The organism is Butyrivibrio sp. INlla14 (genome assembly GCF_900102515.1).
Classification (GTDB): Bacteria; Bacillota; Clostridia; order Lachnospirales; family Lachnospiraceae; genus Butyrivibrio.
Map to the genome: position 1 here is coordinate 61,217 of NZ_FMVS01000022.1, position 11,355 is coordinate 72,571.

8 protein-coding genes, 5 tRNA genes, 1 rRNA gene and 1 pseudogene are annotated in these 11,355 nt (G+C 40.5%); 1 reads left to right on the forward strand and 14 read right to left on the reverse strand.

From position 1 onward, the window contains the following. Positions 1-64: 64 nt before the first annotated feature. The 5 genes from BLO53_RS13945 to BLO53_RS13965 form a co-directional block, all read right to left on the reverse strand. Positions 65-1,342 carry a metallopeptidase TldD-related protein gene (locus BLO53_RS13945; protein ID WP_092062812.1) on the reverse strand — a complete coding sequence of 426 codons (1,278 nt, stop codon included), beginning with the start codon at positions 1,340-1,342 and terminating at the stop codon, positions 65-67. A 15-nt stretch (positions 1,343-1,357) separates the two neighbouring features. Beyond that, positions 1,358-2,791: a TldD/PmbA family protein gene (locus BLO53_RS13950; protein ID WP_092062814.1), complete on the reverse strand. Its 1,434-nt coding sequence runs from the start codon at positions 2,789-2,791 to the stop codon at positions 1,358-1,360. Positions 2,792-2,946: 155 nt separating this feature from the next. After that, positions 2,947-3,873, reverse strand: coding sequence for a glycoside hydrolase family 43 protein (locus tag BLO53_RS13955; protein WP_092062816.1), 927 nt, complete (start codon positions 3,871-3,873; stop codon positions 2,947-2,949). Positions 3,874-3,942: 69 nt separating this feature from the next. After that, a complete protein-coding gene (locus tag BLO53_RS13960; RefSeq protein WP_092062818.1) occupies positions 3,943-4,344 on the reverse strand; it encodes a hypothetical protein in 402 nt (133 codons plus the stop codon). Between the two features lie 139 nt (positions 4,345-4,483). Next, a complete protein-coding gene (locus BLO53_RS13965; RefSeq protein ID WP_092062820.1) occupies positions 4,484-5,887 on the reverse strand; it encodes an MATE family efflux transporter in 1,404 nt (467 codons plus the stop codon). An 878-nt stretch (positions 5,888-6,765) separates the two neighbouring features. Between BLO53_RS13965 and BLO53_RS19960 the strand changes: the two are divergent. Continuing rightward, a pseudogene (locus BLO53_RS19960) lies at positions 6,766-7,038 on the forward strand (MerR family transcriptional regulator); the annotation flags it as partial. On the opposite strand, the gene BLO53_RS13975 reads toward BLO53_RS19960, so the two are convergent. From BLO53_RS13975 to BLO53_RS14015, 9 genes are all read right to left on the reverse strand, one after another. Continuing rightward, a complete protein-coding gene (locus BLO53_RS13975) occupies positions 6,946-9,543 on the reverse strand; it encodes a DEAD/DEAH box helicase (protein WP_092062822.1) in 2,598 nt (865 codons plus the stop codon). The pseudogene BLO53_RS19960 and the gene BLO53_RS13975 sit on opposite strands and share 93 nt — an antisense overlap. Before the next feature lie 70 nt (positions 9,544-9,613). Then, positions 9,614-9,976 carry a HEPN domain-containing protein gene (locus tag BLO53_RS13980; protein ID WP_026514176.1) on the reverse strand — a complete coding sequence of 121 codons (363 nt, stop codon included), beginning with the start codon at positions 9,974-9,976 and terminating at the stop codon, positions 9,614-9,616. Then, positions 9,976-10,368 (reverse strand): nucleotidyltransferase domain-containing protein, encoded by a 393-nt coding sequence (locus tag BLO53_RS13985; protein WP_026499344.1) that lies wholly within the window; start codon positions 10,366-10,368, stop codon positions 9,976-9,978. The genes BLO53_RS13980 and BLO53_RS13985 overlap by 1 nt, the downstream gene beginning before the upstream one ends. 100 nt (positions 10,369-10,468) lie before the next feature. Then, positions 10,469-10,554 (reverse strand) — tRNA-Leu (locus tag BLO53_RS13990). A gap of 60 nt (positions 10,555-10,614) precedes the next feature. Next, positions 10,615-10,687, reverse strand: a tRNA-Val gene (locus tag BLO53_RS13995). A 39-nt stretch (positions 10,688-10,726) separates the two neighbouring features. Beyond that, positions 10,727-10,800, reverse strand: a tRNA-Ile gene (locus BLO53_RS14000). 7 nt (positions 10,801-10,807) lie between these two features. Further along, positions 10,808-10,879: transfer RNA gene (locus BLO53_RS14005), tRNA-Glu, on the reverse strand. Between the two features lie 39 nt (positions 10,880-10,918). Next, positions 10,919-10,991, reverse strand: a tRNA-Asn gene (locus BLO53_RS14010). 104 nt (positions 10,992-11,095) lie between these two features. Beyond that, positions 11,096-11,355: ribosomal RNA gene (locus BLO53_RS14015) — 23S ribosomal RNA — on the reverse strand; the annotation flags it as partial.

Here is an 11,355-nt window from a genome sequence, read left to right on the forward strand (position 1 = left end):
TTGTCGTAGATTGTATTTTTTATGATTCACTGAACAATGATAACAAGGTAAAAGAAATATCGTCTTATCCTTCAGCTCCTGCGATAGTAACGTTTTCAAGCTTCACCACAGCTGGAATAACGATATTGTTATACTGCTTAAGTTCCTTGGAAAATCTGGCATTTTTCATAAGCTCATTTAAATTTCCGGAAACAGATCCACCGCTTACGATAGTTACCTTATCTCCATCATGAAGATATGCAAGGCGGATTTCTCCTGCTATGTCGCCAGTAATTTCATCTACGCCAAAATCAGAAAACTCAACAGGTTCAAGATACTTGCCACATCTAAGCTCATCTTCAGTGCTGCTGCCGCCTTCTGCTGCAAAGTTTCCTACAATAAATGAATCCTTAACTCCAAGATAATGACGGAACTGGCAATCGCCCCAATAGTTCTGAGCCACATTGTCTTTTATAATGTACATGTCGTGAACTGGAGATCCTTCTGAATCCACTGCAATATTATTAGAGGAATTAGGAAGTTCTTTTACCGCCTTGATTGTAAGCTTGTCACCAGTAACATCTTCAAGGATTTCTTTACCAGCTTCAAATTTGGAATATCCCATGAACTTGTAAGCTGCATGCATATTCATAGATGCCCACTGGAAAAGAGCCTTTGCATCCTCTGTTGAGAAAAGAACTGTAGCCTTTTCGAGATTTGGTGTTGGCTTTGTAACTAGTCTGTCCTTACCAAACTTGAGCGTATCCGTGATTTCTTTTACCAGATGATCCTTGTCGCAGGTGCCAGCCTTGTACATCCTGTAAAGCTCGATCTCATGCTCCTTATTCTTGGCATTAACAACAACCTCTACCATAGAATTAGGGTAGGTTACAGTAACATCAACACCTTCAGAATTTATGAATCTTCTCTTGCAGCTCTCAGCAAAAATCTCGTAAGAGTTGATATACTCTCCGTCAGTTTCAGGAACCTGCTGCATTGCTTCTATGAACTCTTTAGCTATCTCCTGCGGATCGTAGGTTTTGTTTTCAACCTGCACCGTTTCCTTGGTAAGCTCATAGTATGGATTAGGTGCAAAGGTTGCTCTCTCTGAAAGCTGTTCAATAATCTTTTTAGCTTCTTCCACTGTTGCAGTTGGTGCGATTTCCTCTGAAGCCTTGCCAAGGAGTTTTCCATCCTGAAGCTTTCTGAAAACATCAACCTGAATGTGCTCTACGTCGCGAACCCTGTTCTGGTCTAATTTATGGCCAATGAAGTAAAACTCCCAGGCCTGTGTAACTTTATCTGTAATAGCCCAGGCATCCGCACTGGACTCTTTTAATAATTCAATGATCTTGTCTGTCATATTCCCCTCCCGGCATCAACCTAATCTTGCTCTGCACTTAAGGTATGGGCCACCATCAACTGTCTTGACCCACTCTTTGTGACCTTTACCGCACATTCCACTTCCAAAGGATACGTAATCTTTACTTGTCATGCTGATAGATTTGAGAAGATCAGGCACATATCCTGTAAGAATGACTGGTGCAACAACCTTGCCAGTAAGCTTACCATCAATGATTTCATATCCTCTTGCGATAATACACTGGATTCCCCAATGCTTTGGATCTTCCATTCCTGAGAAGAATCCAGACAAAAGATATCCCTTCTTAATAGAAGCTATCATCTCTTCCTTGGTACTTACGCCGCTGTCAAACATAGTGTTTGTCATTCTGGTGTAAGCCTTGTGTTCAAAGTTTTCTCTTTTACCATTTCCTGTAGGAACTGTTCCAAGACGCAGAGCTGACAGAGCATCACAAACGCCAGTTTTCAATATGCCGTTCTGAATCTCTACTACATCCCCAGCAAGTGTTCCCTCATCATCAAATGCATAGCTTGATGCATCCTTGCATACAAGGGCTCCCTCATGCATCGTTACTATATCTGAGCCTACTCTCTTGCCAATATACTCCTGGCCAAGCGCTCTCTTTTTTACGAACATATCCATTTCAACGCCATGGCCAAAAGCCTCATGGGCGATAAGGCCAGTAACCTCTGGAGTTGTGATAACATCGTATTCACCTGGGATCACGCGCTCAGCGCCAAGGTTAGCTGAAAGCTCCTCATAGGTCTTTTCCGGATATTCCTCAAGGCCATCAAATATAGCAGGGCCTTCTCTGTCAGAAAGAGCATTATAGGCCTGATCAGTCTTGCCGTTTCTAGAGCCCACCATTAATAGACCTGCAGTAGAGTAAACATAGCTCTGGCGAAGGTCTCTGTTAGCTGTAAGGAACATCTTGCAGACATGGTTAGACTCAGCATTAACAGCACAGTCAATGATCTCGTCAGACAGAGCCTTTCCTCTGTCACTTATCTTCTGGAGTTTCTGGATAAGTGCATCAAGGTCCGCATCCTCTGGCATATCTGTAGTTTCCATTTCCACAAACAGCTCCTGTGGCTCATCAGAAAGTTTGTCAGTACTGTAAACTTCTGACTCTGTCGCCTTAAGCACCTCTAACTGGCTATCTAATGCCTTCTTTATCTTGGCAGCCATCTCTTCTACCTTAGTAGAATCAAATAAGTTAAAAGCATACTCGCTGTAGAGGCCGTCCTTGTATACCCTCACAACATTGCCTCGCTCTGATACCATTGTCTGGCCTGAAATGACCTTAACCTTCTGTGAAGCTCTCATTTTAAATCCAACAGTATCGGTAGCAAGAACGCTTACATAATCGTAGCTCTTGCCAAGCTCGGCTATAAGCGCCTTAAGACCAGGTGCCATTTCAGTTAAATAAGTTGAAAATTTAGCCTTCATATATATCCCCTTTCAAAAACTTTTTGTCACGTACATTCGTCAATTCCTCTCATTATATAAGAAAAAAAAGAAACTCCCACGCAATCACCATTATAATTGGGAGTTTCCTTGCTTGCAATTATTATTTTAGCCCTTTAAAGTATCAGCACGTTGTATCAGTCAATTTTCTCTACGCCATTACATTTATCGATCACATCAATTGTCCCATCTTCGTTGTAGGAAAACTCCGCTACGCAGACGCTTCTGTGGAAGAGACTTCCTCCAGGAAGCTCTCCTGTATGGTAAAAGAGATATGAATGTCCCTTAAAATCTGCAATTCCCGGATGATTTGTAAATACGCCGCCCTCCTCAGTCATGAGGACACCGCCGTAAGTCCATGGTCCTGTAGGGTTCTTTGAAGTTGAGTATGCAAGATGCTCGTTCTGTCTGCCAACTCCAAAGGCTGCATAAACCATGTAATATAGGCCATTTCTCTTATAAAACCAAGGGCCCTCGCCGTAGGATGTGCCTGTATCATGGCTTCCCTTTGCAAAAGCCTCCTCTGTCATAGGGACCTTAACTATACCAATTTCCTTGTTATATGAGATCATATCCTCATTTAGAAGGACATACCTAAGCTCCGGATTTCCAAAGTACAGATAAGCCTGGCCATCATCATCGATAAATACTGTAGGATCAATATCATTCCAGTCTCCTTCATCAACAAGTGGATAGCCAAGATCCTTAAAAGGTCCTATAGGTGAATCCGAAATTCCTACAGCAATTGCCATTCCGCCATCTTTCTTGTGTACAGGGCAGTATAGATAGAACTTTCCATTTCTCTCTACTGCCTGAGGCGCCCAGGCTCTTGTGTCCGCCCACTCAATATCATCAAGTGAAAAGATTGCTCCGTGGTCTGTCCAGTTCACCATATCCTTGGTGGAAAAGCAGCGCCAGTCCTTCATTGTATAAAAATCATTTTCCAGCTCATCCTCATCATGTGTAGTATAAAGATATAAAGTATCCCCATACACCATTGGCGCTGGATCCGCCGTGTAAATATCCTTTATTATCGGATTCTCATGAAAACTCTTTTCTCCCATTTCTCTCTCCTCCTTTATATATTCAAAAATTGAATCAGGTCCTCGCAAAACGATGGACGTGTCCTGCTTTCACAACATGACATTCACAATAGCGCTTTGCACCACTCTCGAAAGTGCAAACAAGCCTCCCATAGCCAGAAAGCTCACAAGCCAGAAAACAAGCACATTATACTTAAACTCTCTCCAGCATTTGGAAATCCTGAAAAGTGCTATAAGATAAAAGGCTATAAAAACAATCATCACCAGTGCAAAGACCTGATAACTAAGTAGCATAAAGATGAAGATTCCCACCATTGTTCCTGCCCACAGCTTCATTAGTGAATCCTTGGGATGTTTGTCTGTAACTTCAAGTGTCTTTTCGGAAATCTCATCCACATCCATATAGATTTTTTTGAAATTGATAGTAAAACGTCCGTCGAAATCCTTTATCTCTTTTGCTTCATAATCCACATCATCGCCCCAATTACCCATAACTGCCCTCTCTAAGTATATATTTTGTACTGAATAATTATACAAATAAAAAAAGCAGTGCACTCTTCAAAATGAAATATGCACTGCTCAGATACTGCTATTTTGGCCCCAGAATGGCCCTTTCTCTCTCCCTAAACCTTTAAGCCACATCCATCATAGGCTCAGCTACAGGTCCCTCAGATATTTTTTTATTAAGTTCTTTCAATGTAATAGCTGACATGATCACTACAGCAATAAGTGTTCCAATGTCTGCAATGGGTGCGGAATATAATGCTCCTTCTACACCAAAGAACATGGGCAGAACTATTGCAAGAGGAACACTAAGGATAAAATCTCTAAGGAGTGAGAGTCCCATTGCCATAGAAGGTTTGCCAAGTGCTTGCAGGAAAACACTTACTGACTTCTGGATGCAGGTGAATATGATCATTGACAGGAATATCCTGAATGCCTTTACAGCAAACTCGTTGTATAGTCCGTCTTCGCTTCCGAATATCGCTGTTATCTGAAGAGGGAATCCCTCAAAGAGGATAAGCGCGACAGCTCCTACTATTACCTCTGCCTTCACTATTGTGATAAACAGCTCTTTTACCCTCTTATACTCTCCTGCTCCATAGTTATATCCAATAACTGGCTGTGATCCTGCTGCTATTCCAATGCATACAGAGATCACTATCTGGAATACTTTCATGACTATTCCCACAACTGTGAGAGGAATATCTGCACCATATTTGCTTCTTGCACCATAGGTGACGAGAACATTGTTCATTACTCCCATGATAACCACAATCGAAATCTGTGTAAGAAAACTGCTGATTCCAAGAGGCATAAATTTTGAAATAATATTTCTGTCAGGGATAAAACTCCTTTTATCAAGCTTCACAGACTTTGCTCTCGTAAGATATACAAGGCCGCAGACTGCCGTCACTATCTGTCCGGTTATCGTTGCAAGGGCAGCTCCCATCATACCCCAACCAAGAACAAATATGGCAATCGGATCCAGGATTACATTAAGAAGGCATCCGATCAGTGTTGTGATCATTGCAAACTTAGGACTGCCGTCCGCCCTAATGATTGAATTAAGGCCGTTTCCTACTACAAAGAAAGGAATTCCGATAATTAAAAAATTAAAATACTCGTCGGCAAGAGCAAAATTGCTTTCTGTTGCACCAAATGCTGCAAGAATCTGATTCTTAAACACTGCAAAGATAGCAGTCATCACCACGCCTGTAAGTACAAGCAAAGTCACAGCATTGCCAACACTTTTATTTGAACTCTCAATATCCTTTTTGCCCTGGCAGAGGCTAAGGTAAGCTGCACACCCATCACCTATCATAAGCGCGATAGCAAGTGATATTACCGTTATCGGGAATACAACATTTGTAGCGCCATTACCAAGATAACCCACACCTCTTCCGATAAATATCTGATCCACTATGTTGTAGAGTGCAGATACAAGAAGCGACATGATACACGGGATAGAGAATTTAAGCAGAAGTTTTCCTATCTTCTCTTCTGCAAGATATCTGTTTGTATTCTGATGCATTGTTTTACCTCCATAAAAAAGAACGCATGCAAAGGTCTTCACTTCACATGCGTCCAGTTACAACCTGATTGCCGGAACACCACCGACAATCAATATTCATTTTTCTTTAGCTCAATTTTATATTTTATTCATTTTCAGATTTAAGGTAATAGGCAACAATCACAAATAATCTTGAAGTTTTTCAAAATCCATGCGCATTATTCTTAACACATTACAGCCGTATTCTAATTAAATGAATACCAAATATATTGTAATACACGTCCTACACAAACCAATGTACATCGGCTATTCTTTTTTCACGAGATGAACAACAATGGCAAGAGTAAGAGCCGAAAAAGGATTGCCAAAATAGAGACTCCATCTTATGTTTCATTATTCCTAAGAAGCTCTTTTACCACTGATTTCTATAGCCTTATCTCACAGATTTTTCATCTGCGAAAAGTGGCCATTCAAAAATCCCATATTTATGCTATTTTTCTATTCGTGATTCTCAGGGAAGCCGCATGGTTAAGCCATTTTTCAGGCTTTTCTTTCCATTATCTCCCCGACAAACCTGAAGTTGTCTCGTTCTTTTCCCTTATAAAAGAGCCCAACAAACTGCCGATTCTTAATTTCATTGCCTTTAATTATACAGAATCCTTAGTCTTCACGAAATACCAAATCTATATTAATCCCGCAATTGAAATGTACAATATAATTCATATCACACCATTTGCGATATAAACATATCTAGTTCTGTCATAAGCATTATATATTTTTCGTTGTCCGTGTTTACTCTACAGTAGTAGACTATTTATCGTAATAAAAAACTTCAAAATAATTATTGACCCTAACGTTACGTTATAGTTTATTGTATAATTACCACGGAGGGAAAAGCAATGATGACAGTAAATGAAGTAAGCAAATTAGCAGGCGTGAGTATACGCACACTGCAATACTATGATTCAATTGGACTACTAAAGCCGGCAGAGTACACTGAATCAGGGTATCGACTGTATGACGATGCAGCAATGGAACGTTTGCAACAAATTTTATTGTTCAGAGAGCTGGAGTTCCCGTTAAAAGAAATTAAGGAAATCGTTACGCGACCTGATTTTGACAAAAAGAAGGCCCTGGAACATTTCATACCCAATCTTCTTATAAGTTCTCAGGCGTTTGTGGTACATTTTTTCGAGAACTCTAATGTGTGAATCCACGTAATCATATATTATTACTTCAGTCTTTGACTCATAATCTCTATGAAGACGCCCCGCAAATTGCTCAATATTCCCTTCGGCTGCTGCAGGCATAGCCAGCATTAACGTATCAAGTCTCGGAAAATTAAAGCCTTCGCCGACATATTTATCAATTGCCACCAAAATTACAGATTCATTATCAGAAGCAGCTCGCATCTGTGCTCTCATTTCATCTTTAGCTCTTCTACTGCCTCCACCTTGCAGAAGGTATACATGATCAGCTTTTCCCTGTAATCTCTGATAGACCAACTCCGCGTGTTCTTTGTATTTGGTTAATACCAGCGGAGTTCTACCAGCTTTAACACAGTCGACCACATCAGATATTATCTGCTCATTTCTAGAATCGCATTCAATAACAGCCCGATTTGCTTCTGTTATCTTCAAATCTGTAGAACTCACAAGCCTCGTAAATCGAGGATAAACAAAATGCGCTATGCCTTGTTTCTGCGCTCTCTCTTTAGCAGTATATCTGAACCTGATAGGCCCAAACTGCATAAACACTTTCTTTTCAAGCCCATCTTCTCGTTTAGGAGTAGCAGTTAATCCATAAACATATTTTGCTTTTGCTGCTCCAATAACATCTTCAACCGTTTGCGCGGCTCCATGATGACACTCATCCATAATTACCATTCCGTAGTTTTCAATAATAGGATTGATTTCATCACCCTTGCCAAGAGAAGAAAAAATAGCAACATCAACTATTCCAGTCATTGAATCATGTCCGGCATATAGTTTTCCAATAAGACTTTTTCGCTTTTTTATTCTTCCGGTTTTTGTTTGATATTCAGGTAGCTCAGCTTTAATATCCAGGAATCTGCTTAGATCTTCGATCCAGTTCTTCTGAATTTCTGTGTTGTGAGCAAGGATAAGTGTATTCACCTTCCTTTGGGCAATTAAATATGCGCCCACAACCGTTTTCCCGAAAGATGTCGTGGCTGCTAGTACACCGTTGTCGTGCTCCAAAATTGCTTGTGCACCTCTCACCTGTTCTTCATATAAAGTACCATTGAAAGAAACATCTAAAGAAGTTCCCTTACATCTGTTATCAGTAAGAGAAAATGTAATCCCCGATGAATTTAGTTTTTCAATCAATGAATCTAAAAGAGCCCTCGGAATACATATGTAATCTCCATCATCATAACCACATGAAATGATTCTGGACATACCTTGCGTTGAAAAACCCATAGCTGCAGTCTTATAGAACTCCGAATTGCTAAATGCAGCCATTCTCCTTATAGCATTTTGCATTTTATATTGCATACCTTTTGAATTAATGTATATCTTGTCCGAAACGACAATTTCTACTACAGAAGGTGCATCTTCCTTACAAAAAGTGAGTTTCACTTTTTCCCAAGGCTTTGATTTCCTCGCCATGGTATCATCCGTATCTTCGTCGAAGTCATTACATAAGACTCCCAATAAGCCTTCTGACCCCCATGACTTTATCTTTTCTTCAACAATTTCAATAGAAATTATTTTTACATTCTTGAGGCACTCCCATTGATCCGGATATGCATTCCAGTTTTCATCTATGAAAGCACTATTCCCTGCCTGCAAAGCCAGTCCCTGTAAGGGTAGCGCTATCAGATTTCCTAATCCGGGTTTTCCAGTCTTTGTATTGACTGGAATATGGTCCTGAGCCGGAAGCATCCTGTCATAATATGTGAATTTTTTCATATTAACAGATTCGGCACCTTTGGTTAGCAAAGCTGTTCCAAATCTTCTTGCTGTAGATGCGGGGATCGGCTTTTCAAAGAATATCCAAAAATGGGCTCCCTTCCCCGACCTTGAGCGCTCAACCAAAACAGGCACATCATTGTCTTCACATATCTTTCTAAATGTATTTACTTCAGTCATCCATTCAGAATCAGGATTTGCCCAGTCATCGCCGCAAACATCGTCATTATGGCAATCAAAGTCAAATACAAGAAAGTTTATAGTTTCATCAAGAAGAAGTGGGTATACCCCTAATACATCCGAAGCATCTTCCTTCTTTCCTCTCAGATGCTCATAAACCACTTCATCCGTCAATTCCTTATAATTCGGATTTCTACATTCACCACAAGAAAACTTGGGATTATTTCTCTTTGGACACAATCCATCTTTCCAAAAATACCAACACTGAGTATAGTAACTGTGCTTTCCGGTTTTCTTATTAACCTTTCCATAACGCAGACTATAAACATCGTTTCGTCCGTTAAACAAGTTGCGGAAGAATTTTATTCTATGCTTGGTTATTTCCAAAGGTCTGACTCTGGCACCTTGATTATCGTCAAATAGAATGTTCTTGTCAGGAGATAGATCTTCAATATTCTTTGCTTCTTTTCTATAAGTAATACCAGCCTCATCGAGCAAACTATGCAAATAACCTATCTCTTTTTCAAGTTGATTGATTCGTGAAATATATTGATCTTCGTTCATATACGTTATCTCTTCAAATATCCTTCCATTTGTCAAAAATGGGTACGGCATAAGCCATACCCACAAAATATCATTTTAATTTCTTTTGCCATTCATCAGCGACCCTAATGACATGTGCTATAGTATCTCTCCTGATAACGCTTGTTGGATAATATCTGGACACCACTTCCCAGGATGTAATCATCTTAGCCTTTTTACAAATAAAATCAGGTACATCAACGCCATTTTGTTGGGCTAAAATTACAAGTTTTGTAATATCATGTCCCCAAGGCTGTCCTCCCGTTTTTAGAGAAATAGCATACTTTAAAGTTTTCTCTACACCCTGCTGAGTCAAATAGGCAGCCTGATGCTTTTGATACTTATCATCACTGTTAACAAGGTTCTTAGCAGTTTTTATATCAGCTTTTGCAATTGATAACAAAGTATTCCCCATTACGCAGCCTGCCTTTTATAAATAATCTGTCCCTTCTCCGCTAATTCCTTGCAGATAGGAGCTTTTTCTTTTTTCTGATAAATTTCATCAATAGATTTAAAATATAGGAAATCATATTCCTGGGCAAAATCCAAAAGATACAAGTCCTTCATAAATTCGTTAAAGGATTTTCTATCACTAAGCGCATTGACTGTTTTCTTACTGATGATAACAATATCTATGTCAGATTTTTCTTTACATCTCTCTTCCAACACGGATCCAAACAGCATAATAGCATCAATATCCGGGCACTTTTTTGCTGTACTAATGATGTGCCTGATAATCTCAGCTTTATAATCCGCAACCATTACGGATGAATCATAATTTGTATTAACTTTGATAAGTTTGCACATAAATGATCACCACCTATCCATCAATAACTATGATTTATAGCCTTATTATACCTTACAAACATCGTAAAAAAAAGAGAAGTATCTTACGCTTCTCTCTTACTGCCGGCGACCGGGATCGAACCGGTACGGGTATCGCTACCCACGGGATTTTAAGTCCCGGGCGTCTGCCAGTTCCGCCACGCCGGCATCTTACCAATATAAAATTGATAAAAAATACGCGATATGTTTTATGGGACATATCGCGAATGGGGCCTACAGGGCTCGAACCTGTGACCCTCTGCTTGTAAGGCAGATGCTCTCCCAGCTGAGCTAAGACCCCATATTAACTGGGTATATTTGGTTTTTAGAAAAAACCTAGTGGAGCTTCAGGGACTTGAACCCGGGACCGACCGGTTATGAGCCGGTTGCTCTAACCAACTGAGCTAAAGCTCCTGAAAAGTGACTCCGACGAGAATCGAACTCGTGTTACCGCCGTGAAAGGGCGATGTCTTGACCGCTTGACCACGGAGCCGCATCAGACCGTTTCGCTATAGTAACAGTCTTTTCTAAACTCCCCAAGTAGGACTCGAACCTACGACACTTCGGTTAACAGCCGAATGCTCTACCGACTGAGCTATTGAGGAATACTGTACATATAAAATACCATGCGCTGCATGGTACTTCATTTTGTACCTTCAAAACCGAACACTGATAATCTAAATCCTTCTTTCAATCGTTCCTAACCTTCTTGGATAAGCCCTCGACCTATTAGTACACATCAGCTGAACACGTTACCGTGCTTACACCTTGTGCCTATCTAACCTCATACTCTCTAAGGGGTCTTACTGGACAAGCCAGGGATATCTCATCTTGAGGGGGGCTTCACGCTTAGATGCCTTCAGCGTTTATCCCTTCCGGACGTGGCTACCCAGCCTTATGCATCTGGCGATGCAGCTGATACACCAGCGGTCCGTCCATCCCGGTCCTCTCGTACTAAGGACAGCTCCT

Coding starts and splice junctions, on each gene's coding strand:
- BLO53_RS13945 (WP_092062812.1), bottom strand. CDS start 1,342: ATGACAGACAAGATCATTGAATTATTAAAAGAGTCCAGTGCGGATGCC.
- BLO53_RS13950 (WP_092062814.1), bottom strand. CDS start 2,791: ATGAAGGCTAAATTTTCAACTTATTTAACTGAAATGGCACCTGGTCTT.
- BLO53_RS13955 (WP_092062816.1), bottom strand. CDS start 3,873: ATGGGAGAAAAGAGTTTTCATGAGAATCCGATAATAAAGGATATTTAC.
- BLO53_RS13960 (WP_092062818.1), bottom strand. CDS start 4,344: ATGGGTAATTGGGGCGATGATGTGGATTATGAAGCAAAAGAGATAAAG.
- BLO53_RS13965 (WP_092062820.1), bottom strand. CDS start 5,887: ATGCATCAGAATACAAACAGATATCTTGCAGAAGAGAAGATAGGAAAA.
- BLO53_RS13975 (WP_092062822.1), bottom strand. CDS start 9,543: ATGAACGAAGATCAATATATTTCACGAATCAATCAACTTGAAAAAGAG.
- BLO53_RS13980 (WP_026514176.1), bottom strand. CDS start 9,976: ATGGGGAATACTTTGTTATCAATTGCAAAAGCTGATATAAAAACTGCT.
- BLO53_RS13985 (WP_026499344.1), bottom strand. CDS start 10,368: ATGTGCAAACTTATCAAAGTTAATACAAATTATGATTCATCCGTAATG.